Genomic DNA, 24,416 nt, shown 5'->3' on the forward strand with positions numbered 1-24,416 from the left:
GCAGCAGGTGGTTGCGACGAAAAGTTCGACTTATCAGACAGGTAAACAGGTAACGTAATGAATACACAAGAGACAACGGTGTCGGAGCAGCATGCGGCGAAACGACGCTGGTTGAATGCCCATGAAGAGGGTTATCACAAAGCGATGGGCAACCGTCAGGTCCAGATGATCGCCATCGGCGGCGCCATTGGAACCGGGTTATTTTTGGGGGCTGGCGCACGCCTGCAGATGGCGGGTCCGGCGCTGGCGCTGGTCTATCTGGTCTGCGGGATCTTCTCGTTCTTTATTCTGCGCGCGCTGGGCGAACTGGTTTTACACCGTCCTTCCAGCGGCAGTTTCGTCTCATACGCCCGTGAATTTCTCGGCGAGAAAGCCGCCTACGTCGCAGGATGGATGTACTTCATCAACTGGGCAATGACCGGCATTGTCGATATCACCGCCGTCGCGCTGTATATGCACTACTGGGGCGCGTTTGGTGACGTTCCGCAGTGGGTCTTTGCGCTCGGCGCGCTGGCTATTGTGGGTACTATGAACATGATCGGCGTGAAGTGGTTTGCCGAAATGGAGTTCTGGTTTGCACTGGTCAAAGTACTGGCCATTGTCCTCTTTCTGGTGGTCGGGACGATTTTCCTCGGCTCGGGTAAACCGCTGGATGGTAATGCCACCGGCTTTCATCTGATTACCGATAACGGCGGATTCTTCCCCCACGGCCTGCTGCCAGCGCTGGTGCTGGTGCAAGGGGTGGTCTTTGCCTTTGCTTCTATCGAACTGGTGGGAACCGCCGCTGGCGAGTGTAAAGATCCGCAGACGATGGTGCCAAAAGCCATCAACAGCGTGATCTGGCGTATCGGCCTGTTCTACGTCGGGTCCGTAGTGCTGCTGGTTCTGCTGCTGCCATGGAACGCCTATCAGGCGGGACAAAGCCCGTTTGTGACCTTCTTTTCGAAGCTCGGCGTTCCTTACATTGGCAGTATGATGAACATCGTCGTACTGACTGCCGCCCTCTCCAGCCTGAACTCCGGTCTTTATTGCACCGGACGCATTTTGCGCTCAATGGCGATGGGCGGCTCAGCCCCCAAATTCATGAGTAAGATGAGCCGTCAGCATGTGCCCTATGCGGGGATTCTGGCGACGCTGGTGGTGTATGTTGTCGGGGTTTTTCTCAACTATCTGGTCCCGTCACAGGTCTTCGAAATCGTGTTGAACTTTGCGTCGCTGGGGATCATCGCCTCGTGGGGTTTTATCGTGGTTTGCCAGCTGCGCTTGCGTCAGACCATCAAAGAAGGGAAAGCCGCCGACGTCAGCTTCAGGCTGCCTGGCGCGCCGTTTACCTCGTGGTTAACGCTGCTGTTTCTGTTGAGCGTTCTGGTGCTGATGGCGTTCGATTATCCGAACGGAACCTGGACCATTGCTTCTCTGCCGCTGATTGCAATCCTGCTGGTCGCTGGCTGGTACGGCGTGCGTAAACGCGTGGCGGAAATACACCGCACCGCGCCATAAATAATAAGGCCTGCACTTTCGGGCAGGCCTTCTCAGATTGCACCTTCATGTATCTGCCGGGTGACGGCTTCGCCTTGCCCGGCCTACGACACCCCTCAGGCGTAGGCCTGATAAGCGAAGCGCCATCAGGCGGTAGTCTTAGCGCCGGTGCCCGACATTACCGCCCTCTGGCGTCTTACAGGGCGATGCGAATCACATCATCCGGTTCAGAGGCTTCTTTCTCGCGAGTGGATTTCTGTTTCACGCTCACGTACAGCGTTTTGCCATCGGCTGACAGCGCCAGACTGTTCGGGAAGGTCGGCGTATTTCATGTATCTGCCGGGTGACGGCTTCGCCTTACCCGGCCTACGCCCCCCCTCAGGCGTAGGCCTGATAAGCGAAGCGCCATCAGGCGGTAGTCTTAGCGCTGGCGCCCGACATTACCGCCCTCTGGCGTCTTACAGGGCGATGCGAATCACATCATCCGGTTCAGTGGCTTCTTTCTCGCGAGTGGATTTCTGTTTCACGCTCACGTACAGCGTTTTGCCATCGGCTGACAGCGCCAGGCTGTTCGGGAAGGTCGGCGTATCAAACGTTTTCACGACTTTGTAGCTCTTCGCATCAATCACGCTCACTTTACCCGCCTGACGGTGCGTCACATAGACTTCATTGCGCGTCGGGTTAAACAACACGGCCAGCGATTCCGGCGCGGCGATTTTCGCCAGCACGTTGCCGTTGCGGGTATCAACGACCAGCACTTCGGCCGCTTTTGAGTCGGTAACAAATGCGCGATGACCGGCAGTATCGAGGCTCAGGTTAATAAAGAAGTGCTCTTTACCGTCATCCAGCAGTTTTTTACGGCTGAGGATTTTGTTGGTGGCGGTATCGATGGTAATGAATTCGCCATCGGCATTAGTGGTGTACAGACGTTTCGCCTGGCTATCGATCGCCAGACCGGTGCTCATCTTACCGGTATTCTGGATAGTCTCTTTCAGCGCAATTTTATCGCCATCAACTACCCAAATCACGCTCTCTTTGCCAAGACCGCTGATATAAACCGTGTTGGTAGCTTCATCGGCAACCAGTTCACGCGGCTGCAGCGGACGCACGTCTTCTGAGCGCTTACGGGCATCGAGGACCAGTCGCCCTTTCACTTCACTCGTTTTCGCATCAATGGCCGTCACCGCGCTGTTCACCGTGTTGCCGAACCACAGCGTCTGGGTCGCATTGTTAATGGTGGCGCCAAACGGCTTGAGATCGTTATGGATGGCCTGCGTGACTTCCAGCGTCACCGGGTCAAGACGATAAACGATGCCGCCTTTGTCCAGCTTGCGGCTCTGCGAGGTAGCCAACCACAGCGCGTTTTCCTGCTGGCTGTAAGCCATTTCGTAGGCACCTTTGCCCACGCCTTTACGCAGCATTTCTTCTGCGGCCTGGGCGCTGAATGACGAAGCAACCAGCAGCGAACCTAACAGCAATGAACTCCGCAGGCGCGGTGAAAACAGATGACGAAAATGCATGACGACTCCCTTTGATAAATCGCTATTTTTGCTGCTTCACATCGCTTCAACGAGCAACATCATGGTATTGCTCTTTTTTATAGATGGGAATGGTAATCATTATTCATGTGAATGTGGAGCATTTATTCTCATTCTGGCTACAATCTTCTTAATTTCTCCATCAATTATTAACGCATCGTGCCGTTAAAATTTTCATACTTTTACAAATCCATTAACATAGAACTTACATACCGCTGGGTACGTTCAATTTAACTGGCCTTTTTCATGAAGATTATTTCCGCACGACATACCGCAGTTCCCGCACTTTTTCTCCCGCTCGTGTTCTCATCGCCAGTGATGGCTGATGACTCGACCGATGCCCAGACGATGATCGTTAGCGCGTCACCCCAGGCGATATCAGAGCTGGATACGCCAGCAGCCGTCAGCGTCGTTGACGGCGATGAGATGCGTCTGGCAGCGCCGCGCATCAACCTGTCAGAATCGCTGACCCGCGTGCCGGGACTTCAGGTACAAAACCGGCAAAACTATGCGCAGGATTTGCAGATTTCAATGCGCGGATTCGGCTCCCGCTCCACCTATGGCATTCGCGGCATCCGTCTGTATGTGGACGGTATTCCCGCCACCATGCCGGACGGTCAGGGGCAGACATCGAACATTGACCTCAGCAGCGTGCAGAACGTTGAGGTGCTGCGCGGCCCCTTCTCAGCGCTGTACGGCAATGCCTCCGGTGGCGTGATGAATGTCACCACCCAAACCGGTCAGCAGCCGCCGACAATAGAAGCGAGCAGCTATTACGGCAGTTTCGGTAGCTGGCGTTATGGGCTGAAAGCCACGGGCGCGATGGGTGATGGCACCCAGCCAGGCGACGTGGATTACACGGTCTCCACCACCCGTTTCACCACGCATGGCTATCGTGACCGCAGCGGCGCGCAGAAAAATCTGGCGAACGCAAAACTGGGCGTACGCCTCGATGACGACAGTAAACTGAGCCTGATTTTTAACAGTGTCGACATCAAAGCCGACGATCCTGGTGGCCTCAGCGAAACGGAATGGCGGGAAGATCCGCGGCAATCCCCTCGCGCTGAGCAATACAACACGCGCAAAACCATCAAACAGACCCAGGCCGGATTGCGCTATGAGCGCCAGATCAGCGCGCGGGATGACATGAGCGTCATGATGTACGCCGGAGAGCGCGAAACCACGCAGTACCAGTCCATTCCCATCACGCCCCAGCTTCGCCCCTCTCATGCAGGCGGCGTGATCGCTCTGCAACGTCATTATCAGGGCATCGACAGTCGCTGGACGCATCGTGGTGAACTGGGTGTCCCCGTGACCTTCACCACCGGTTTGAACTACGAGAACATGAGTGAAAACCGTAAAGGCTATAACAACTATCGCCTGAGTAACGGTGTGCCGGAGTACGGACAAAAAGGCAGTCTGCGCCGCGATGAACGCAACCTGATGTGGAACGTGGATCCTTATCTGCAAACCCAGTGGCAGTTGACCGACAAACTCTCGCTGGATGCCGGCGTGCGCTACAGTTCAGTGTGGTTCGATTCCAACGATCGTTACGTCACGCCGGGTAATGGCGATGACAGCGGTGAGGCCAGCTACCATCAGTGGCTGCCTGCCGGCGCGTTAAAATACGCCTTAACCGATGGGTGGAACGTCTATCTCGCCGCAGGCCGTGGCTTCGAAACGCCGACCATCAATGAGCTTTCCTATCGCGCTGACGGACAAAGCGGGATGAATTTTGCGCTCAAACCCTCGACCAACGATACGGTGGAAATCGGCAGTAAAACCCGGATCGGTGACGGGTTGCTGACGGCGGCGCTCTTCCAGACCGATACCGATGATGAACTGGTGGTCGATTCCAGCAGCGGGGGACGTACGACCTATAAAAATGCCGGTAAAACGCGCCGCCAAGGCGCAGAGCTCGCCTGGGATCAACGCGTTGCCGGAGACTGGCGGTTCATCGCGTCGTGGACCTGGCTGGATGCCACCTATCGCAGTAACGTGTGTAGCGACCAGAACTGTAACGGTAACCGGATGCCCGGCATCGCGCGGAACATGGGGTTCGCCTCGCTGGGATACGTTCCTGATGAAGGCTGGTATGCGGGTGCCGATGCACGCTATATGGGCGATATCATGGCCGATGATGAAAATACCGCGAAGGCGCCGTCTTATACCGTCGTCGGCCTGAATACCGGGTATAAATTTAGCGTCAGCCGTCTGACGGTAGATGTGTTTGGTCGCGTCGATAACCTGTTCGACAAAGAGTATGTCGGCTCGGTTATCGTGAATGAATCGAATGGCCGCTACTACGAATCTGCGCCAGGGCGAAACTATGGCGTTGGTGTTAACCTGGCCTGGCATTTTGAGTAAGGCTGATTATTAATGCCGCACTAGCGGGGATTTTCCCCGCTATATTTTAGCTATGCTTAATAACTATATTGCTGTTTAATTACCACTACATTTTTATGTATCAGGTCAATTAAACAATGACGGCTGGCGTCTTTATTTCCGGTCGCCATCACGCGTAGCAATTCCTGATAATGTCCGACGTTGTGCTGATAGGCTTCCTGCTTTGCCATATCATAAAGAAAATGCAGGCTCGGCCCCATGCGCACCCAAAGTTGTTCGATCATTTCGACAAGCGTGGGCATATTGGCAAACTGGTAAATTTTGAAGCGCAAGGCCCGGTTTGCCAACAGCCGGTCTTCTATCGTACCGCTCTCGTGAGCCTGCTGATAGTCCGCCAGAAGCGCATGCAGAATACCCATTCGTTCCGGCGTGGCCTCGCCCGTCGCCGCCATCACCGCCATACCTTCCAGTTCGCAGCGGATGTGAACGATCTCGCTAAACCTCGTCATTGTGATATCCGGAACCATAAACGCCTGTGCGGGCGCGATAGCCAATGCGCTTGAGGAGACCAGCCGTAGCAGCGCTTCCCGGACCGGTGTGATGCTGATCCCCAACTCCTGTGCGATATTTTTGGTGATAAGCCTGGCGCCCGGACGTAAAGCACCAATGCTTAATTTGTCTTTTAATCCTCTTTCAACTTGTGTAGTCAGACTTAAATGTTGCGTTTTTTCCATACCGGGCATTCTATTTCTTCACCTCATAACATAACCAATCGCAATTAAGCTAAATCGCCTAATTGATATAAATATCGCCTGGTATGAAAAATGTAAAACGTAAACAACAGTAATTTACCCACGTTATTTTAACTGCCCCGACAGATTATTCGTCGGTTACGCGGTGATATATACTCGTCATACTTCAAGTTGCAGATGCGTTGGCTGCGCTCGTTCACCCCCGTCACTTACTCGAGTAAGCTCCCGGAGATTAATGAGAGACATCCTGTCTCTCACCGAAGGCCAGCCTGCGGCTGGTCAAATTCGTTCCCGACGAATTTGTCACGCCCATGCCGCGTGACTCAGCCTTCGGCTTCGCCCCTTCGGGGCCAGCGCTAGCGCTGTTCAAAGCCCTTTGGGCTTTGTCCTGCAACTCGACTTATTTAGGGTATAATTAAAGCTGGAATTTAAAATTTTGCCTATTTTTTAATGGCGGCTTTCGCCGCCAGGTTCTGTTTACGCGTCGTCGGCCAGACGGATCACCACTTTGCCAAAGTTTTTACCGGTCAGCAGGCCGATAAACGTCTCTGGCGCGTTCTCCAGTCCGTCAGTGACCTGCTCGCGGTAGTGGATTTTCCCCTCTTTCACCCAGCGCCCCATTTCCTGCTGAAATTCGTGAATGCGGTGTCCGTAGTCCTGACCGATGATAAACCCCTGCAGTCGGATCCGTTTCTTCAGCAGGGTCGCCATCAACAGCGGCAGTCTGTCGGGACCCGCCGGCAAGTTTGTCGCATTATAACCGCTGACCAGACCACAGAGCGGGATCCGCGCCGAGGTGTTCAGCAACGGCAGCACCGCGTCAAACACCTTCCCGCCCACATTTTCGTAGTAGACATCAATACCTTGTGGGCAAGCTTTCGCCAGTTGTTCAGCAAAGTCGCTGGCATAGTGATCCAGACAGACATCGAAGCCCAGCACGTCAGTGGCATGGCGGCATTTTTCTGCACCGCCAGCAACGCCCACGACGCGACACCCCTTCAGCTTGCCAATTTGCCCAACCGTTGCGCCGACAGGGCCGGTTGCGGCCGCCACGACCAGCGTCTCGCCCTCTTTCGGCTGACCGATGTCAAGCAATCCCATATAGGCGGTAAATCCGGGCATCCCCAGCACGCCGAGCGCCCACGACGGATTCTCGGGATGATCCCCAAGCTTCACCAGCCCAGTGCCGTCGGAGATATCATAATCCTGCCAGCCGCTGTAGCTCAGGACCCATTCGCCAGGTTTATAGTCAGGATGATTTGACGTCACTACACGACTGACGGTGCCGCCAACCATCACACCACCAATCTCGACCGGCGGCGAATACGACGGTTCATCGCTCATGCGTCCACGCATATACGGGTCGAGCGACAGATAAATCGTGCGCAGTAAAATCTGACCTTCGCCAGGGGTGGCGACATCGTCTTCTTCCAGACGAAAATTTTCCGCCAGCGGTGCGCCATGTGGCCGGGATGCTAACACCCAACGACGATTACGCTGTGTTTGTTGAGCCATGATGTTCTCCTCTGCTTTTGGCATGAATCCATCAATAGTAGCAGGCCGCCGCGGTCATTAACTCCCGGCCTGGTTTAAGCGCACAACGAGGTAAACGCAGGGTTGCGTCGTCTCATTGATAAAACGACAGTCATTTGGCGGCCCCAGTTCCAGGCAATCTCCCGCCTTCATCTCGTGACGCGTATCCCCTTCGACGAACACCAGTTCGCCCCGCTGCAGCCAGATCAGCTGCCGGGCCTGAACGTACGATGACGCTGGCATGGGGATATCGCTACCCGCTGGCAATTCAATCTGCACCAGATCGATAGGCAGATCGCTACGCGGCGACACATGGCGGCGCAGATAGTGACTCTGCGGATCGTGCCACACGGGCTGATCGGCGAAACGGGACAGTTTACCCTCCTGCATTTCGGCACGAGCAATCAGCATGGACATACTGATGCCAAACGCCCCAGAGAGCCTGCCGAGCAGCGTCGCCGTTGGACTGCTTTCGCCGCGTTCGATTTTGTGGATCATGGCGCGCGACACGCCCGCCCGTTCAGCCAGTTCGGTAAGCGACCAGCTGCGGGATTCTCGTTCAATGCGAATTCTTGCACCGATCCGTTGATTTATGCTGTCTTCAATAGTATTCATATCGTAATACTATAGTGAACAAGCCCTGAGGTTCAACATGTCTATTCGATTCGCCAGCAAAGAGGACTGCGCCGCCATCGCAGAGATTTATAACCATGCGGTGCTGCACACGGCCGCCATCTGGAACGATCAGACGGTCGATGCCGATAACCGCATTACATGGTATCAAGCGCGGCAGGCGCTGGGTTACCCGGTGCTGGTAAGTGTGGAAGGTGACGTTGTCACGGGTTACGCCTCGTTTGGTGACTGGCGCAACTTTGATGGCTTCCGCCATACCGTCGAACATTCGGTTTATGTCCATCCGGATCATCAGGGAAAAGGTCTGGGACGCCAGTTACTGAGCAGGCTGATTGATGAAGCCCGCCTCTGTGGTAAACATGTGATGGTCGCCGGTATTGAATCGCAGAACCACGCCTCACTACACCTGCACGAAACGCTCGGGTTTAACACTACCGCGCAGATGCCGCAGGTAGGCACCAAATTTGGCCGCTGGCTGGATCTGACCTTTATGCAGTTACAGCTTGACGACCGCCCCGAACCGGACGCGCGCGGATGAACCAGTCGCTCACCCTCGCCTTTCTCATCGCCGCCGGTATCGGTCTGGTGGTACAAAACACCCTGATGGTGCGGATTACACAGACCTCATCGACCATCCTGATCGCCATGCTGTTGAACTCGCTGGTCGGGATTGTGCTGTTTGTCAGCATTTTGTGGTTTAAACAGGGCGTGGCGGGATTTGGCGAACTGGTTTCCAGCGTGCGCTGGTGGACGCTGATCCCCGGTCTGCTGGGCTCGTTTTTCGTTTTCGCCAGCATCAGCGGCTATCAACATGTTGGTGCGGCGACCACCATTGCGGTGCTGGTCGCCAGCCAGTTAATTGGCGGTCTCGTGCTGGATATTTTACGCAGCCACGGCGTCCCGCTCAGAGCCTTAATCGGCCCGGTCTGCGGCGCCGTGATGCTGGTGGTCGGCGCCTGGCTCGTCGCCAGGCGCCAGTTCTGATCAGAGGATCGTGCCGCCTTTCGTGAGTTGTTCGCGGCGCGCTTCCATATCTTCCTTATGCTGACGACCGTGGTGCGCGATAGCCGTTCTTAATCGCTGCTGCTGCGTGTAGCGATCTTCACGGCTTAACTGCGCGTCCTCGCTCAGGGCAACCAGCAGTTCGTTCATATGGGTAATGACGCCCTCATCAATGGCGGCATCGACACGGGCGCTGACCTCATCCAGGTGCGACATAAAAACTCCTTAATTCAGTTTTGCTTTTGAAAAATCACTGCCCATCAGGCTGACGCTGTAACCGGTCACGTTACTGCGCGTGGCGTAGAATGTCTTGCCGTTTGCCAGCGCAATCCACGGCGCCTGCTGATAATAGATCTCCTGCGCCTGCTGGTAGAGCTTCACGCGCGCTTCCGGTTTGCTGGTCAGCTTCGCTTTCTGGACCAGTGAATCATACTCCTTATCACACCAGCGCGCGGCATTCGATCCGGTTTTGATGTTGTTGCAGCCCAGCAGTACATCGGCGAAGTTATCCGGGTCGCCGTTATCCGACATCCAGCCAAACAGCGCGCTGTCATGCTCGCCTTTACGCATGCCGGAAAGGTATTCGCCCCACTCGTAAGAGACGATCTTCGCCTTCACGCCCACTTTTGCCCAGTCGCTTTGAATCATCTCCGCAATGCGTCGTGAGTTGGGGTTATACGGACGCTGCACCGGCATCGACCAGAGCGTCACTTCAAACCCTTTCTCCTGCCCGGCCTGCTGCAACAGTGCTTTCGCTTTCTCCGGGTCGTAGGCGTAATCCTTCAGTTCCGGATTAAAACCCATCATATTTGGCGGGATCGGTGATTTTGCCACTTTCGCCGAACCGAGGAAGACGGCCTTCACAATCGCCTGCTTATCGGTGGCGTAGTTCAGCGCCTGGCGCACCAGCACATTATCAAACGGCTTTTTCTCGGTGTTGAAGGCCAGATAGCCGACGTTCAGCGCCTCAACGGCATGTAGCGCCAGGTCTTTGTTTTTCTTGATTTCATCAAACTGTACCGGCGAAGGCGCAGGGATAATCTGACATTCGTTAGTTTGCAGTTTCGCCATCCGCGTCTGGACGTTCGGCGTGATGGCGAAGATCAGATGCTTTGTCGGCACCTCGCCGTCCCAGTAATTCGGGTTCGCCAGATAGCGAATCTGCGAGTCCTGTTTGTACTGTTGCAGGACGTACGGACCGGTGCCAATCGGCCAGTTATCGACGTTTTCCGGCGTCCCTTTTTTCAGCATGGCGTCGGCGTATTCCGCAGAAAGAATGGAGGCAAAATCCATTCCCCAGTCGGCAAGGAACGCGGCGTTAGGTTCACTGAGCACAAACTGCACGTGGTAATCGTCGACCTTTTTCACCTCTTTAATCAGCTTATCGAAGCCCACGTCGTTGAAATACTCATAGCTGCCCTGCGACACATTGTGGTACGGATGTGTCGCGTCTTTCTGGCGTAACACCGAGAAAATGACGTCATCTGCGTTGAAATCGCGGGTTGGCTTGAAGAACTTGTTACTGTTGAACTTCACGCCCTGACGCAGCGTAAAGGTGTAGGTTTTACCATCTTCAGAGATAGTCCAGTCCGTCGCCAGCGACGGAACCGGCGTGTTTTTTACCGGGTCGAAATTGATCAGGCGGTTGTACAGCACCTGTGAACTGGCGACAAACGACGGGCCAGAACTGGCAATTTGCGGGTTAAAGGATTCTGGCGAGGCTTCCGAGCAATAGACAAGGGTGTCGTTATTTGCCGCCAGCGCGGCACCCGTTGGTAACACGGTACTGAGCGCCAGTGCGAGCAGCGTTTTCCCTGTGGACATGATATGAACCTTCTTCGTTATTATTGAGGGGGTTATAGGAGCATAGATTAAGACAACTGAAAAATAACAAATCTGTCTCAGGTTATGCGAATCCACGCATTTTTGTTGGATCTTTCGCCACAGAATTTCTGTTAAGTCTTTTCGAAAACGTCAACGCATCTATGCCCTGAAAATTCACCCCTTTTTGCCTCTCTTCCACCGTTTGCCTGGGCCACGAATCCGTAAAGTAGATGCGTGAAAAAGTCTTAGGGTCCTTATCGTGGCAAAAACACTCTTGCGCAGCGGCAATCTGGATGATTATCAGGCCGTCGGCGGTGGCGGCCAGGCCGTCTTTGATTCAGCATTACAAATTCGTGAAACGCTCCGTCTGCGTAAACAGCAGGCGATGGTGGATTGTCTCGCCATTCCACAAGTCAACGACAGCGGCGATCGGGTTGACTGGTATTCCCCCGTTGAAGGGGCATCCATCGCGTGGAAAGCCGCCGATGAAGAGGCGCGCTTTCGCGCCCTGCGCTATCTCAGTGCTACGCTGGAAAGCGCCGCATCGCTGAGCCGCAAAAGTCTGCAGTCCGGGAAAACGTCACTACAACTGTTTGGTTCGCTGCTGGAAAAGGCCGTCCAGTTTCCAGGCGAAAATCACGTCTTCCTGGTGGATGGCAAACCGGTCATTACCTTCTGGGGATTTATCAATCTCAATGCGAACATCCGCGAGGATGTGCTGGAATGCCTGCGTACTCAGGAAGAACCTGAACCGGAAATTCACATTGAGCCAGAACCGGTCGAAGAGACGGTTCCTGAGGTGACATTTGCCCAGGCGGACGAACCGCTGCTCTCCACGCCTGTCGTCCCGGTCAGCGAGCCAGAACCGGTTAGTGTGCCGCAGCCGGTTCCTGTGGTCACAGAAGAAAAAGTGACGCCAGTCCCGGTCAAACCGTCACGTCGCCTGCCGCTGTGGAGCCTGCCCGTCGCCGCGTTGATTGTCGCCGCCATTGCCGCTCCGCTACTGTGGAAATCACAGACGCCAGCCATCGCGACGGAAGTGGTCAATGTACCGCCGCCACCGCCGCCGGAACTGAAACCTCTGCCGACGCTTACCGCCGCGCTGCCGCTGCATCAGGCGGAAGTCATTGCACCGATGAAAAAAGAAAAACCTGCCGATGAGCCGGTGGTGATTACCGCGATTCCGAAAGACGCGTTGGTGATGGATGCGAACCAGATGAAGGCAGGCACCACGCGCTTTCTCAACGGTAACTGGCGCGTCATAGTGGATGTGAAAGATCCCGTCACCGGCAAAGCGCCGTCTCTGCGCTACCAGATCCAGAACAATAAAGGTACGGCGCGTGTGGTTCACGGCGACAACATCGTCTGCCGCGCGGATCTCTTCTCGGGGCTGCATCAGAGTGGGGAATTAATGATTAAGAGTCGCGGCAATGCGCGCTGCACCGACGGTTCACGCTATCCGATGCCGGAGATCACCTGTAAAGCCGGGGCCAATGATGTCGCCGCCTGTACCGCCCGCTTTGATGCGAAAGCAGCGATTCCGTTGACGTTCAAAAAGATAGGTGCCTGATTTTATGCTGGTGAATCTGTGTGATTACAAACAGAGCGTCACGCTCATCGCAAACAGCGGCGTTCAGTTTCTCGACTTTGGGCTGACGCCGCAGGAATCTGCGCATCATGGTCGTTTCGTGCGTAAAACGGCCAATGGCCCCCTGCTGCGACTGGATTACGATCTGGCAAACGATCGCTATACCCTGCCTGCGCGGTCAGGCTCGCAGCCGGAAGTGGTGAAACCGGAAAGTACGCAAACGCTGCATTATTCCCTGGATGTCCTCGACGGCATCTGGCTGCCGCTGCCGTTCCTGCGCTTTAATCCGCCGCGCACCTTCGTTGAAGGGCCTGACAACTGGGCGCGCGTTCAGGTACGCAAACTTGCCGAACCCGACAGCGCGGGTAATACCCACCGCGTCACCCTCGCGCTCGATAGCCAGTTAAGCGAGAATGCGCCCGCCGCGCTCGCGCCCGGCGAAAACGATCTGCTGAACGGCACCCGCTTTGCCCTGGCCTGGCGCGACGATGAAATAGCGGATTTTCTCGATCAGACCTGGATTGACGGCTGGCTGCGCGAGGCGTTTCTCAACCACGTCAGCCAGCAGGAAAACCGTACTGAACAGGCTATCAGCCTGGCACTGCGCAACTTTGAGTATCAGGCGCACTGGCTGAACCTGCTGGCGCTACTGGGGGAACAGCTTGCCGTACCGGAAGTCAAACTGGTGACCCACACCCTCAGTACCCCGGCGATCCCGGTCGATTTGATTCTGGATGTCGGTAACACCCATACCTGCGGTGTATTGATTGAAGATCATGGCGACGCCAATGACGGACTGCGTCAGACGGCGGAACTGCAGGTCCGATCGCTGAGCGAACCGCAGTATCTCAACGATCCGCTGTTCACCAGTCGTCTTGAATTTTCAGAAGCCCGCTTTGGCAAACAGCATTTCTCCGTGGAAAGCGGACGTGAAGATGCCTTCATCTGGCCGTCGATTGTACGGGTCGGTGACGAAGCGCGTAAGCTGGCAATGCAGCGCACGGGAACGGACGGTAACAGCGGTATTTCCAGCCCGCGCCGCTATCTGTGGGATGAAACGCCGGTGCTGCATGACTGGCGCTTCAGCCAGATGAACAGTAAAACGCAACGCGAACCGTTAGCCACCGCCTTTCCACTGATGAACCTGATGAACGATGACGGTCAGCCGCTCTATTCACTGCCCCAGGATGACCGCCTGCCGGTGTTTTCGCCCCAGTACAGCCGCAGTACGCTGATGACCCATATGCTGTGCGAGATCCTCGCCCAGGCGCTGGGACAAATCAACAGCGTCGCGACCCGTCTGCGTCTGGGCTTTCCGGCATCGCCGCGTCAACTGCGCTCGCTGATCCTCACGCTCCCGTCGGCGATGCCCAAGCAGGAACGCGAAATTTTCCGTCTGCGCATGTTCGAAGCGATAGCCATTGTCTGGAAAGCAATGGGCTGGCACCCGCAGGATGAGGATTTCAGCACGCGTAAACAGCAGGAAAAAAGTGTGGTTCCAGTCCCTGAAATTCAGATGGAGTGGGACGAAGCCAGTTGCGGTCAGTTAGTCTGGCTGTACAACGAAGCCATTTCCCACTATGCCGGTCGCAGCGAAGCATTCTTCAACGCCCTTGCCCGCCCGGATCGTCTGCCGGAACCCGGAGAGGCGAAAGGCCGGGCGTTGCGCGTGGCCTCGATTGATATCGGCGGCGGCACCACCGACATGGCGATTGTCCACTATCAACTGGACGATGGCGTCGGCGCCAATGTGAAAATCACGCCGCATCTGCTGTTCCGCGAGGGTTTCAAGGTCGCGGGCGATGACATGCTGTTGGACATTATCCAGAAATGCATTTTGCCCGCCCTGCAAACCCGACTGCAGCAGGCGGGAGTCACCGATGCCGCCGCCCTGCTCGCCACGCTGTTTGGCGATTCCGGACGCATCGATACCCAGGCCGTTTTACGGCAACAGACGGCGCTACAGCTCTTTATGCCACTCGGTCACGCGGTGCTCTCTGCGTGGGAAAAGAGCGACATCAACGATCCGCTGGCCGGACTGCACGCCACCTTTGGCGATCTGCTGAACCATCGTCCGACCCGCAACGTACTGAACTACATTCAGCAGGCGATCGACCACGCGCTGCCGTCAGGTTCACCGACGTTTGATCTCTTTAGCGTTCCGTTGCAGGTTCAGTTCAGCCAGTTGCAGGAGGCGATGCTGGCAGGCCAGTTTACCCTGACCTCTCCGCTGCATGCGGTCTGTGAAGCCATTTCGCATTATTGCTGTGATGTTCTGCTGGTCACCGGCAGACCGACCTGTATCCCGGCGGTTCAGGCGCTGATCCGTCATCTGCAGCCGGTTCCGGTCAACCGCATGGTGTGGATGGACAACTACCGCGTCCATGAGTGGTATCCGTTCAGTCAGCAGGGGCGCATTGGCAATCCGAAATCCACCGCCGCCGTGGGGGCGATGCTGTGCAGCCTGGCGCTGGATCTGCGCCTGCCGCGCTTTAACTTTAAAGCCGCCGATATTGGCGCTTACTCAACCGTGCGCTACCTCGGGGTGCTCGACAATACGGTGAACACGCTGCGTGAGGAAAACGTCTGGTATCAGGATATTGATCTCGATAAACCCGGTGCGAAACTCGACACCCGCCTGCACTTCCCGCTGCGCGGCAACGTTACTCTCGGTTTCCGCCAACTGGCGAACAGTCGCTGGCCCGCAACGCCGCTGTATACGCTGAGCATTAACTCTGCCGATCTGGCGAAGAATATCGCCGGCGACGGTGTGTTAAATGTGCGTCTGCAACTGCGCGGCGGCAACAAAGAGAGCGGACCCGAGTCATTTGTGCTGAGTGACGCCTGGCTACAGGACGGCACGGCCGTGGCGGCAAATGCCCTGACCTTAAAATTGAATACCCTGGCCGATCGCCGACACAGCGGCAGCCATTACTGGATTGACAGCGGGAGCGTGTACCTGAAATGAGCAAGATGTTGAATACCACTCAGGCCGCGATCGCGTGGGTTAACCGCACCCGTCAGCACGCCATGACGCTGGATGATGAAGCAGACGCCCTGCTGGCACAACTCAACGGCGCAGCCGCCACGGAATCCGCCCTCAATGCCGCCCGACATGAGCGCGCCAGCATTGGGCTTTACGGCTATTCGCAGGCGGCGAAAGCGCATCTCCTTGCCGCGCTGTGCAGCAGCGACAACGGTAAGGTCAATGTCATTACGCCGGATCGCAGCTTCGACTATTTCAGTCATCTCAACCCCGGACACGCGCCAACCAACATGGCACTGCGCTTCACGCGCCAGGCTAACCTGTCCGACGACGAGTGGCCGCTGCGCCTGCGGCTGATAACAGAAGCAGAACTGGTGCAGATATTCATCGCCCAGGCCTGTGCCCAGCCAGCGTACCGGCAGGTGGAAAAAGCGATTATCGAATCGCGCATCGAGAAGTGGCAGTCGCTACGTCAGCTACATCCCGTTCAGGGCGTGACGGCGCAGGAAGTGGCGACCATTGCCCGCTTCTGGCAGCGTTGTCTCCCCGCATCGCAACAGCAGATTGATGACGCGCTGTGGCAGCAGTTTGCCCTGCTGCTGCCGACGGTCGATCTCTCAACCCGTGCCAGCGCCTGGTCGCTGTTGTGGGGTGAACAACCGGAGCTGACGCAGCAGTGGCTGGAACTGGCACAGGTCCTGCAGCAGACCGGTCATGCCAGCGAAGTCGCCGCGCCGCTGAGCCTGCTGGTCGATCAGTTTGGTTTACCCTCCGAAAGCTTTATCACTCAGGAATTTCTCGCCTCGCAGGAGGCGCAAAGCGATGTGGTCGTCCATCCCGTTGTGGATGAGAAGCGACTTAACGCCGTCAGTCTGGCCCAGGCGTCGCTGGCCCTGTTGACGCGCGAACTGGTGCTGAGTGTGGAAGATAGCGTACTGGATGGCGTCGATCTGCTGGATATTCCGCTCGCGCCGCTCAACCATCCGCAACCGCTCTGGCAGGCTAAACTGGGCTGGTTGCTGGAGCATTACCGACAGCAGCTTCAGCCCGATGTACTGGTTGTCTGCAATGCCACCGCCACCCGCACGCAGACGCCGTCTTCGGCCAGAACGTTGCTCAACTGGGTGCACGACACGCAGCCGACGCGCGAAACCGCGATGCCTGGCGTGGTGTGGGCGATTACGCCGCAGGATGCGCGATTTACCACGCAGCAGAATCTGGACGAAGCGGTCCAGCATCTGATGGGAAAACCGGGCCAGCACTGGGGCACTCTACAGGCGCTGGATAAACACAGTCTGCTGCGGTTGACTGAATGGCTGTCGCAAGCCACGTCAACGCCCCAGCGTCAGGCGCGGCTGCAGGCGCTGAGCGAGCAGCATCTACAGCATGTTCGTGAACTGATGCTGGCGCAACCTGCCGAAGCGCCCAGCGCGGAAGCGGTGGTCCGCCAGTTACAACAGCAGGCGGCGCATCACGGCGATCTGCTCGACGGCCTGTTACCGGCGGTACAACAATTTGAAACTCTGCTCCGTCGCCCGCAACCGCGCGAAGAACAGGTCAGCGGCTTGTTCAATGACGCCATTGACCTTTTCGCGGACGTCCGTGACGCGCCGCAACAGGCAGAGAACAAAGAGACGGGCTATCAGGCGCACCGCATGTGGCTCAACCACATTCGCCAGTGGAGTCGCGATGATGGTCAGGCGAAACGTTTAGGTTTGACGCCCGCTGCGCTGCGTCAGGTCGTCGACATTCTGGCGATCGCCAGCTACCGCCTGCAACTGCCGCAGCAACTGCAACAGATATTGCAGCGTGAAGAGGTCTGCGCTGCCCAGTTGCACGCCTGTATCGCCAATTTTATTGCCTGGCTTGGCTATGCCGACGTGGCTGAGGCAGAACGCCCCGCCAGTCGGATCGTCAAAGGGACGGCAATTTTCAGCGCGGTCAAACGCCAGCCGATGGCGCGACTAACACAACTGGAAGAGCAACCGGTACACGCCGCCAGCCGCTATGTCTATGACTGGCTGGTTGCGCTGTATACGCGGGCAACGGAAAACAAGGGGTATCAGCATCCGCAGGATGTGACTGAAGCAGACCGAAAGGCGCTGAGCGCGTTGCTGACAACGGCCTGAGGTTCAGCCGGGATGGACACCGGCTGAGTCGACTCAAAACAGCGAAAACAACAGAGCGACAGGAAAACTCATTGGCCAGGTGGCCCCGACCAGAAAGGCACTCAGAAAGCGGATGCGTTTTTTATCATGCGAGAGGAACCAGGTGATCAGAAAGGCAATCGCGGCCATTACCGCATAGAACATCAACATTTTTTGGTACAAAGACATTTAAGGGCATCCGGCCAGAAGAATAAAACGCGCGCAATATGCTCCATTTTTTGATGCACATCAAGTTTTATCACTTTTGGTCAATCATTTTGCCGCTTTTTATGACCGCTTACGTTAAGTCCCTGGTTTGTACTATTGCGGATCGCGAGACAGCGAACTATATACAAAGGGGCACTAACACAGGGTGGCAAATATGAATGTTTCCAGTAGAACCGTGGTGTTGATAAATCTCTTTGCTGCTGTTGGTCTTTTTGCTCTTATCTCATTGAGATTTGGCTGGTTTATCTAAATTTTGAGTGCTTGCGGCGCAGACGGGCAGAGAGGAGAATCCTCTCTGCCTTCGGTCGACGATCCTCTCACTTCCCCGCGATAGCGTAAATGATCCCTAATGTTTACTCATTCGGGATGACATCAGAGCGGCACCTGCTCGTTGACCTCAAACTGGAACACATACGGATCGGAAAGCAACGCAAACTGTTCGTCATCGGGATAGGTCACCGCGACGTGATAATCTTCGCCGGCAAAAGCTTTAATTGCCGCCAGATTGTGCCAGTACGTGGCGAGGAAGAAGTGTTCCCATTCCCCTTGCCGCTCCCGGCGTACAAATGCCCCTGCATTCCCCTGAATGCTTTGGGAATGCTTAACGCCGGTCAATTCTAAATGTACTGCAAATCCATCGCCATGCTGCACGGGTACACAGCCATGCCACGTTCTAACAATCATACCCACTCCATTTAAATGCATTTTTTATGAATGATTATTCACCATACCATACTCTTTTGCCCCTGAGTATTGACAACAAAAAGCCCTGCACGGCGGCAGGGCTTACGGCTTATCACGGACATGGTCGGTCAGTGTTTCACCATGACATGACGGATCACGGTGTAGTCCTCCAGTCCATACAGTGACATGTCTTTACCATAACCAGACAGTTTCTGCCCGCCGTGCGGCATTTCGCTCACCAGCATGAAATGGGTATTAACCCAGGTGCAGCCGTATTGCAGACGCGCACTGACCCGATGCGCGCGTCCGACATCACGCGTCCAGACCGATGAGGCGAGGCCATATTGCGAATCATTGGCCCATTCCAGCACCTGTTCTTCCTCCTCGAAGACCGTCACGCTGACCACCGGACCGAACACTTCTCGCTGGACGATCGCATCCTCCTGCTTAGCCCCTGCCAGCAGCGTCGGGGCAAAGTAGTAACCCGGCCCTTCGACTCTTTTCCCACCGGTAACCACGTTGATATGTCCCAGCGCTTTGGCATCTTCAACGGCTTTGGTGACGCGCTCCAGATGCGCCAGTGAGCTCAACGGGCCCAGTTCAGTCGATTCCTCCTCCGGCGCGCCGGTCTTCAGGCTGGCCACTGCGGCACCGAGTTTCTCAACCAGCGCGTCGTAAACGCCCTTCTGCGCGTAAATACGACAGGCGGCGGTACAGTCCTGACCGGCATTGTAGAAACCGAAGGTGCGCACCCCTTCCACCACCGCATCCACGTCAGCGTCGTCGAACACAATCACCGGCGCTTTCCCCCCCAGTTCCATGTGCGTGCGCTTAATCGACGGCGCCGTGTGGCTGATGATGTGCTCGCCGGTAGCAATCGAACCGGTTAAGGAGACCATGCGCACTTTCTTGTGCCCGGTCAGCGGATCGCCGACCGTTTTGCCTCTGCCAAACAGTACGTTGAGCACGCCCGGCGGGAAGATATCTTTGGCGTATTCCGCCAGTTTCAGCGCGGTCAGCGGTGTGATTTCCGACGGTTTGATCACCACGCAGTTACCGGCCGCCAGCGCGGGGGCCAGTTTCCACGCCGCCATCATCAGAGGATAGTTCCACGGCGCGATGGAGGCGACAACGCCGACCGGATCGCGACGAATCATCGAGGTATGACCTTCCAGATATTCCCCCGCCGCCAGACCGTTCAGACAACGTGCTGCACCGGCGAAAAAGCGAAAGACATCGACAATCGCCGGGATCTCATCATTGAGCGCACAATGCAGCGGCTTGCCGCAGTTGCGTGATTCCAGTTCGGCAAAGACCTGCGCATTCTGTTCAATAACGTCTGCCAGTTTCAGCAGCAGTTCACTGCGCGCTTTTGGGGTCGTCTGTCCCCATTCGCTAAACGCACGATCGGCGGCGAGAACGGCCGCATCCACCTGAGCGGGAGACGCTTCTGCAATTTCCAGCAGCACCTCGCCGGTGGCGGGGTTATAGACGGGCTGTTTCTCACCTTCACCATTGACCAGCTCGCCGTTAATCAGTAATTGATGTTGCATAGCATTTTCCCATATCGTTGTTTATTTACCGTTTCCGGCGAGGCTGTCGCCTTCACGCGTGAGCCACCAGGCCCCCAGAATCGGAATGGTTGTGACCAGCATGACCAGCAGTGCCACGACGTTCGTCACCGGCACGTCGCGCGGTCGCCCTAACTGATTGAGCAACCACAGCGGCAGCGTCCGTTCGTGACCGGCAGTAAAGGTTGTGACGATGATTTCATCGAAAGACAGCGCGAACGCCAGCATTCCCCCGGCCAGCAGCGCCGATCCCAGATTCGGCAGCACCACGTAGCGAAAGGTCTGCCAGCCGTTGGCGCCGAGATCCATAGAGGCCTCCACCAGGCTCCAGGCGGTACGACGAAAGCGGGCTATCACGTTGTTAAAGACCACCACCACACAGAACGTCGCATGACCGACGACGATGGTGAAAAAACCCGGTTCGAGATTGACCGTCTTAAACGCGGTCAGTAGCGCCAGACCGGTGACGATCCCCGGCAGGGCTATCGGTAACAGCAGCAATAATGAGATAGCGTTTTTACCGAAGAAATCACGCCGCCAGAGCGCCGCAGCGGCAAGCGTACCGAGCACCAGCGCAATCGCCGTCGACAACGCCGCGATTTTTAGTGACAACGTCACAGCATCCAGAATATCGCTGCGCTGCGCGGCAACGCTGAACCAGCGTAGCGTCAGCCCCTGCGGTGGAAAGCTAAAGGCGGCATCTTCGGTATTAAACGCATAGGCTGCGATGATAAGAATCGGGAAGTGCAGGAAAACCACCCCGCCCCAGGCCGCCAGTTTGAGGAAAAACGGTGCGCGCTCAGAGTGCATCGAACGCTCCCAGACGTTTCACGAACGCCAGATAAAGGGCTATCAGCACAATTGGCACCAGCGTAAACGCCGCCGCCATCGGCATGTTGCCAATCGCACCCTGTTGGGAATAGACCATGTTGCCGATAAAATAGCCCGGCGGCCCCACGAGCTGCGGCACGATAAAATCCCCCAGCGTCAGCGAGAAGGTGAAGATAGAACCGGCGGCGATGCCGGGGATCGCCAGCGGCAGAACCACATAGCGGAAGGTCTGACGTGGACGAGCCCCCAGATCGGCGGACGCCTGTAACAGCGACGGTGGCAACCGCTCCAGCGCGGCCTGAACCGGCAGGATCATAAACGGCAGCCAGATGTAGACGAACACCATAAAGCGCCCTAATCCCGACGTCGAGAGCGTGTTTCCCCCTACGGCCGGCAGCGTCAGCAGGCTGGTCAGCAGAGGTTCTACGCCAAGATGAACCAGGAACCACTGCGCCACACCATCTTTCGCCAGCAGCAACGTCCAGGCGTAGGCCTTGACGATGTAACTCGCCCACATCGGCAACATGACCGCAATATAGAAGAACGCTTTCATCTTGCCAGAGGTATAGCGCGCCATGTACCACGCCATCGGAAACGCCAGAATTGCGCTGGCTATTGTCACCGCAATCGCCATCGTCAGCGTGCGTAAGATGATGTCGTAGTTGGCGGGGTTAAACAGCGCGCGAAGATTGGCGAGCGTCAGATCCGGCGTCACCGACATGGTAAAGTCGTCGAAGGTGTAAAACCCCTGCCACAGCAGCGTCAGCAGCGAGCCGAAGTAGACAATGCCAAACCACATCAGCGGGCCAAGCAGCAGCAAAAACAGCCCCAGACCGGGATGACGCCAGAAAAAGCCGGTGAGTTTACTCAGACCGCCGGGCCGCGAGGGCGTAGAGAGCACATTCATTGCCATTCACCTCTCCTCGATCAGCGGCACCATGACCTCGCGCGGCCATGACACCATCACCTGCTGACCGGGCGCGAGCAGAGTCGCAAACGGTTCTCCCGTCTGATTGGCCTGACTGACCAGCAGCTTTTCGCCGCCAGCAAGCCTGAGCTCAAAACGGGTGGCGGCCCCCTGATACTGCACGGCCTGAATCACCCCCTGCACCTGGATCTCTCCGGGAGTATTGAGCCGGATATGCTCCGGGCGCAGCGAGAAGCTGCCCGTCATCCCGCAGACGTTTGAGGCCATCGCGGGATCAAAGACGTTCGATGTTCCGACGAAACCCGCAACAAACGGCGTGCGCGGACGCATGTAGAGCTCGCGCGGCGAATCCACCTGCTCAATGCGGCCGTTGTTAAACACCGCCACGCGATCGGACATCGACAGCGCTTCGCCCTGATCGTGCGTCACGAAGATGAACGTAATCCCCAGCGACTGCTGGAGCTTTTTCAGTTCCAGTTGCATCTGCTCGCGCAGTTTCAGATCCAGTGCACCAAGCGGTTCATCCAGCAGCAGCACGCGCGGTTCGTTGACCAGCGCCCTGGCGATGGCGACCCGCTGACGCTGACCGCCTGAGAGCTGTGACGGTTTGCGTTCGAAGGTAAACCCCAGCGCCACCTTTTCCAGCGCCTCGCGGGCCTGGGCCTGACGCTGCTTCTTATTAACGCCTTTGACCATCAGGCCATAGGCGACATTGTCGAGAATCGACATGTGTGGAAACAGCGCGTAGTCCTGAAACACGGTATTCACATCCCGCTCCCAGGGCGGTAAATCGCTGGCTGGCTTGCCAAAGATGGCAATCGAACCGCCAGAAAGCTGTTCGAATCCGGCAATCAGGCGCAGGCAGGTGGTTTTGCCGGAGCCGGAGGGCCCCAGCATGGAGAAAAACTCACCGTCTTTAATCGCAATACTGACGCCATCGACCGCCCGCACGTCACCGTACAGACGCGAGACGTTGTCAAACTCCACTGCGTACGTCATAAATCACCCCAGTGACGTTAACGACCGCCCATGATGGCGATGTAATCCTGCGTCCAGCGACTGTACGGCACGAATTTACCACCTTCAGCGACAGGCGTTTTCCAGAAGGCGATTTTGTCAAAATAGCGGTAGCCGTTGGTTTCACAGCCTTTGTCGCCCAGCAGCGTACTGGCTTTGCAGCCTTCGGTGACGACCGGCAGCGATCCAAACCAGGCCGCCACATCACCCTGAACTTTTGGCGTCAACGACCAGTTCATCCACTTGTAGGCGCAAACCGGGTGTTTTGCTTCGCTGTGCAGCATGGTGGTATCCGCCCAGCCGGTGACCCCTTCTTTCGGGAACACTGTACCAATGTGCTGCCCTTCACCCTTCAGCGCGTTCGCCTGATACGGCCAGGCGCTGGACGCCACGACGCCCTCATTTTTGAAATCGCTCATTTGTACGGTGGTGTCGTGCCAGTAACGGTGGATCAACGGTTGCTGCGCGCGCAGTACTTTCAGTACCGCCTGATACTGCGCTTCGGTAAGTTGATACGGATCCGAAATCCCCAGTTGCGGCTGGGTGGCTTTCACAAACAGCGCCGCGTCGGCAATGTAAATCGGTCCGTCATAGGCCTGCACGCGGCCTTTGTTGCTTTTTCCATCCGGCAGGTTTTGTTCAACGAACACCACGTTCCAGCTATCCGGCGGCGTCGGGAAAGTTTGCGTGTTGTACATCAGCAGGTTCGGTCCCCACTGATACGGCGTGCCGTAGACTTTGCCCGCCACGTTGAACCAGTCGCCTTTGACCACCCGGGGATCGACGGTTTTCCAGTTAGGGATGAGCGCCGTGTTGATTGGCTGCACGCGTTTACCCATGATCAGGCGCAGAGAGGCATCGCCAGAGGCCGTCACCAGATCGTAACCGCCTTTCGCCATCAGGCTGACCATCTCATCCGACGTCGCCGCCGTTTTGACGTTTACCGCACAGCCGGTCTCTTTTTCGAATTGTGTCACCCAGTCGTACTGTTTATCGGTCTGACCCCGTTCGATATAGCCCGGCCAGGCGATAATATCCAGGCGGCCTTCAGCCTGACCTAACGCGGTGGGCGGTTCGGCGGCGTGCGCGGTCATCAGCGTCATACTGAGCGCGCACAGGCTGCTGCGGGCAAATTTCTTGCTCATAAGGTCTTACTCCTGTCGCAAAATATTGAGCGGCAGCCTTGCCGTAAATATATGTCCTTTCCTAAAAATAGTCGGCGCGCCGTCAGCGCACCTCCCGGCACGAGGAAATTTAATCAGGTTGTGACATAACGCGCATTACGCCCCGTACGCCGGCACTGAGCGGCTATCTTCTGGAGTATAGACA

At 56.5% G+C, this 24,416-nt stretch carries 21 protein-coding genes; 8 read left to right on the plus strand and 13 right to left on the minus strand.

Features of this window, described 5'->3' with window-relative positions; all coding sequences use genetic code 11:
• Positions 1 to 57 precede the first annotated feature (57 nt).
• Complete coding sequence (gene ansP / locus ACERJC_RS06920; RefSeq protein WP_373671336.1) at positions 58 to 1,500, plus strand: L-asparagine permease; 1,443 nt, start codon at positions 58 to 60, stop codon at positions 1,498 to 1,500.
• Between the two features lie 437 nt (positions 1,501 to 1,937).
• Here the strand turns inward: ansP and yncE are convergent, their stop codons facing one another.
• On the minus strand, positions 1,938 to 2,999 hold the full coding sequence (gene yncE, locus ACERJC_RS06925) for a 7-bladed beta-propeller protein YncE (protein ID WP_373671337.1): 1,062 nt from the start codon (positions 2,997 to 2,999) through the stop codon (positions 1,938 to 1,940).
• Positions 3,000 to 3,263: 264 nt separating this feature from the next.
• Between yncE and pqqU the strand changes: the two genes are divergently transcribed.
• Positions 3,264 to 5,384, plus strand: coding sequence for a TonB-dependent receptor PqqU (gene pqqU, locus ACERJC_RS06930; RefSeq protein WP_373671338.1), 2,121 nt, complete (start codon positions 3,264 to 3,266; stop codon positions 5,382 to 5,384).
• A gap of 56 nt (positions 5,385 to 5,440) precedes the next feature.
• Here the strand turns inward: pqqU and ACERJC_RS06935 are convergent, their stop codons facing one another.
• From ACERJC_RS06935 to ACERJC_RS06945, 3 genes are all read right to left on the minus strand, one after another.
• The gene (locus ACERJC_RS06935) at positions 5,441 to 6,106 is read right to left on the minus strand and encodes a GntR family transcriptional regulator (RefSeq protein WP_152404620.1); all 666 of its coding nucleotides are present in this window, start codon (positions 6,104 to 6,106) and stop codon (positions 5,441 to 5,443) included.
• Between the two features lie 486 nt (positions 6,107 to 6,592).
• The gene (gene curA, locus ACERJC_RS06940) at positions 6,593 to 7,630 is read right to left on the minus strand and encodes an NADPH-dependent curcumin/dihydrocurcumin reductase (RefSeq protein ID WP_373671339.1); all 1,038 of its coding nucleotides are present in this window, start codon (positions 7,628 to 7,630) and stop codon (positions 6,593 to 6,595) included.
• 57 nt (positions 7,631 to 7,687) lie between these two features.
• Positions 7,688 to 8,263 (minus strand): helix-turn-helix domain-containing protein, encoded by a 576-nt coding sequence (locus ACERJC_RS06945; protein ID WP_152404614.1) that lies wholly within the window; start codon positions 8,261 to 8,263, stop codon positions 7,688 to 7,690.
• 37 nt (positions 8,264 to 8,300) lie between these two features.
• Here ACERJC_RS06945 and ACERJC_RS06950 point away from each other — a divergent pair, with 37 nt between their 5' ends.
• Positions 8,301 to 8,819: a GNAT family N-acetyltransferase gene (locus tag ACERJC_RS06950; protein WP_373671340.1), complete on the plus strand. Its 519-nt coding sequence runs from the start codon at positions 8,301 to 8,303 to the stop codon at positions 8,817 to 8,819.
• Entirely contained in the window at positions 8,816 to 9,265 is a 450-nt protein-coding gene (locus ACERJC_RS06955; protein WP_152404610.1) for a DMT family transporter, read from the plus strand. Before ACERJC_RS06950 ends, ACERJC_RS06955 begins: the two co-directional genes overlap by 4 nt.
• On the opposite strand, the gene ACERJC_RS06960 is transcribed toward ACERJC_RS06955, so the two are convergent.
• Positions 9,266 to 9,499 carry a YdcY family protein gene (locus ACERJC_RS06960; protein ID WP_152404608.1) on the minus strand — a complete coding sequence of 78 codons (234 nt, stop codon included), beginning with the start codon at positions 9,497 to 9,499 and terminating at the stop codon, positions 9,266 to 9,268.
• A gap of 9 nt (positions 9,500 to 9,508) precedes the next feature.
• Positions 9,509 to 11,107, minus strand: coding sequence for an ABC transporter substrate-binding protein (locus ACERJC_RS06965; protein WP_152404606.1), 1,599 nt, complete (start codon positions 11,105 to 11,107; stop codon positions 9,509 to 9,511).
• Between the two features lie 259 nt (positions 11,108 to 11,366).
• Between ACERJC_RS06965 and ACERJC_RS06970 the strand changes: the two genes are divergently transcribed.
• From ACERJC_RS06970 to ACERJC_RS06980, 3 genes are read left to right on the plus strand one after another with little or no spacing between them, the layout of a single operon-like run.
• Positions 11,367 to 12,677: an SrfA family protein gene (locus ACERJC_RS06970; RefSeq protein WP_373671341.1), complete on the plus strand. Its 1,311-nt coding sequence runs from the start codon at positions 11,367 to 11,369 to the stop codon at positions 12,675 to 12,677.
• A gap of 4 nt (positions 12,678 to 12,681) precedes the next feature.
• Entirely contained in the window at positions 12,682 to 15,663 is a 2,982-nt protein-coding gene (locus tag ACERJC_RS06975; protein ID WP_373671342.1) for a virulence factor SrfB, read from the plus strand.
• Positions 15,660 to 17,810 carry a virulence factor SrfC family protein gene (locus ACERJC_RS06980; RefSeq protein ID WP_373671343.1) on the plus strand — a complete coding sequence of 717 codons (2,151 nt, stop codon included), beginning with the start codon at positions 15,660 to 15,662 and terminating at the stop codon, positions 17,808 to 17,810. The genes ACERJC_RS06975 and ACERJC_RS06980 overlap by 4 nt, the downstream gene beginning before the upstream one ends.
• A gap of 33 nt (positions 17,811 to 17,843) precedes the next feature.
• On the opposite strand, the gene ortT is transcribed toward ACERJC_RS06980, so the two are convergent.
• Positions 17,844 to 18,017 carry an orphan toxin OrtT gene (gene ortT, locus ACERJC_RS06985; protein ID WP_042318948.1) on the minus strand — a complete coding sequence of 58 codons (174 nt, stop codon included), beginning with the start codon at positions 18,015 to 18,017 and terminating at the stop codon, positions 17,844 to 17,846.
• 193 nt (positions 18,018 to 18,210) lie between these two features.
• Here ortT and yncL point away from each other — a divergent pair, with 193 nt between their 5' ends.
• Positions 18,211 to 18,306 (plus strand): stress response membrane protein YncL, encoded by a 96-nt coding sequence (yncL, locus tag ACERJC_RS06990; protein ID WP_071820580.1) that lies wholly within the window; start codon positions 18,211 to 18,213, stop codon positions 18,304 to 18,306.
• Between the two features lie 122 nt (positions 18,307 to 18,428).
• On the opposite strand, the gene ACERJC_RS06995 is transcribed toward yncL, so the two are convergent.
• The 6 genes from ACERJC_RS06995 to ydcS form a co-directional block, all read right to left on the minus strand.
• Entirely contained in the window at positions 18,429 to 18,740 is a 312-nt protein-coding gene (locus ACERJC_RS06995) for a hypothetical protein (protein WP_373671344.1), read from the minus strand.
• Between the two features lie 128 nt (positions 18,741 to 18,868).
• On the minus strand, positions 18,869 to 20,293 hold the full coding sequence (patD, locus tag ACERJC_RS07000; RefSeq protein ID WP_371894838.1) for an aminobutyraldehyde dehydrogenase: 1,425 nt from the start codon (positions 20,291 to 20,293) through the stop codon (positions 18,869 to 18,871).
• Positions 20,294 to 20,314: 21 nt separating this feature from the next.
• A complete protein-coding gene (locus ACERJC_RS07005; RefSeq protein WP_286633309.1) occupies positions 20,315 to 21,121 on the minus strand; it encodes an ABC transporter permease in 807 nt (268 codons plus the stop codon).
• A complete protein-coding gene (locus tag ACERJC_RS07010; protein ID WP_152404591.1) occupies positions 21,111 to 22,055 on the minus strand; it encodes an ABC transporter permease in 945 nt (314 codons plus the stop codon). The genes ACERJC_RS07005 and ACERJC_RS07010 overlap by 11 nt, the downstream gene beginning before the upstream one ends.
• Complete coding sequence (locus ACERJC_RS07015; protein WP_373671345.1) at positions 22,056 to 23,069, minus strand: ABC transporter ATP-binding protein; 1,014 nt, start codon at positions 23,067 to 23,069, stop codon at positions 22,056 to 22,058.
• A 17-nt stretch (positions 23,070 to 23,086) separates the two neighbouring features.
• Positions 23,087 to 24,232, minus strand: coding sequence for a putative ABC transporter substrate-binding protein YdcS (gene ydcS, locus ACERJC_RS07020; RefSeq protein ID WP_286633313.1), 1,146 nt, complete (start codon positions 24,230 to 24,232; stop codon positions 23,087 to 23,089).
• Between the last annotated feature and the right edge of the window lie 184 nt (positions 24,233 to 24,416).

Source organism: Citrobacter telavivensis (genome assembly GCF_041807075.1).
In the GTDB taxonomy this organism is placed as follows: domain Bacteria; phylum Pseudomonadota; class Gammaproteobacteria; order Enterobacterales; family Enterobacteriaceae; genus Citrobacter_A; species Citrobacter_A telavivensis.

Bases quoted from the DNA above. Each gene is read 5' to 3' on its own strand.
- ansP (WP_373671336.1), top strand. From the start codon at position 58: ATGAATACACAAGAGACAACGGTGTCGGAGCAGCATGCGGCGAAACGA.
- yncE (WP_373671337.1), bottom strand. From the start codon at position 2,999: ATGCATTTTCGTCATCTGTTTTCACCGCGCCTGCGGAGTTCATTGCTG.
- pqqU (WP_373671338.1), top strand. From the start codon at position 3,264: ATGAAGATTATTTCCGCACGACATACCGCAGTTCCCGCACTTTTTCTC.
- ACERJC_RS06935 (WP_152404620.1), bottom strand. From the start codon at position 6,106: ATGCCCGGTATGGAAAAAACGCAACATTTAAGTCTGACTACACAAGTT.
- curA (WP_373671339.1), bottom strand. From the start codon at position 7,630: ATGGCTCAACAAACACAGCGTAATCGTCGTTGGGTGTTAGCATCCCGG.
- ACERJC_RS06945 (WP_152404614.1), bottom strand. From the start codon at position 8,263: ATGAATACTATTGAAGACAGCATAAATCAACGGATCGGTGCAAGAATT.
- ACERJC_RS06950 (WP_373671340.1), top strand. From the start codon at position 8,301: ATGTCTATTCGATTCGCCAGCAAAGAGGACTGCGCCGCCATCGCAGAG.
- ACERJC_RS06955 (WP_152404610.1), top strand. From the start codon at position 8,816: ATGAACCAGTCGCTCACCCTCGCCTTTCTCATCGCCGCCGGTATCGGT.
- ACERJC_RS06960 (WP_152404608.1), bottom strand. From the start codon at position 9,499: ATGTCGCACCTGGATGAGGTCAGCGCCCGTGTCGATGCCGCCATTGAT.
- ACERJC_RS06965 (WP_152404606.1), bottom strand. From the start codon at position 11,107: ATGTCCACAGGGAAAACGCTGCTCGCACTGGCGCTCAGTACCGTGTTA.
- ACERJC_RS06975 (WP_373671342.1), top strand. From the start codon at position 12,682: ATGCTGGTGAATCTGTGTGATTACAAACAGAGCGTCACGCTCATCGCA.
- ACERJC_RS06980 (WP_373671343.1), top strand. From the start codon at position 15,660: ATGAGCAAGATGTTGAATACCACTCAGGCCGCGATCGCGTGGGTTAAC.
- ortT (WP_042318948.1), bottom strand. From the start codon at position 18,017: ATGTCTTTGTACCAAAAAATGTTGATGTTCTATGCGGTAATGGCCGCG.
- yncL (WP_071820580.1), top strand. From the start codon at position 18,211: ATGAATGTTTCCAGTAGAACCGTGGTGTTGATAAATCTCTTTGCTGCT.
- ACERJC_RS06995 (WP_373671344.1), bottom strand. From the start codon at position 18,740: ATGATTGTTAGAACGTGGCATGGCTGTGTACCCGTGCAGCATGGCGAT.
- patD (WP_371894838.1), bottom strand. From the start codon at position 20,293: ATGCAACATCAATTACTGATTAACGGCGAGCTGGTCAATGGTGAAGGT.
- ACERJC_RS07005 (WP_286633309.1), bottom strand. From the start codon at position 21,121: ATGCACTCTGAGCGCGCACCGTTTTTCCTCAAACTGGCGGCCTGGGGC.
- ACERJC_RS07010 (WP_152404591.1), bottom strand. From the start codon at position 22,055: ATGGCAATGAATGTGCTCTCTACGCCCTCGCGGCCCGGCGGTCTGAGT.
- ACERJC_RS07015 (WP_373671345.1), bottom strand. From the start codon at position 23,069: ATGACGTACGCAGTGGAGTTTGACAACGTCTCGCGTCTGTACGGTGAC.
- ydcS (WP_286633313.1), bottom strand. From the start codon at position 24,232: ATGAGCAAGAAATTTGCCCGCAGCAGCCTGTGCGCGCTCAGTATGACG.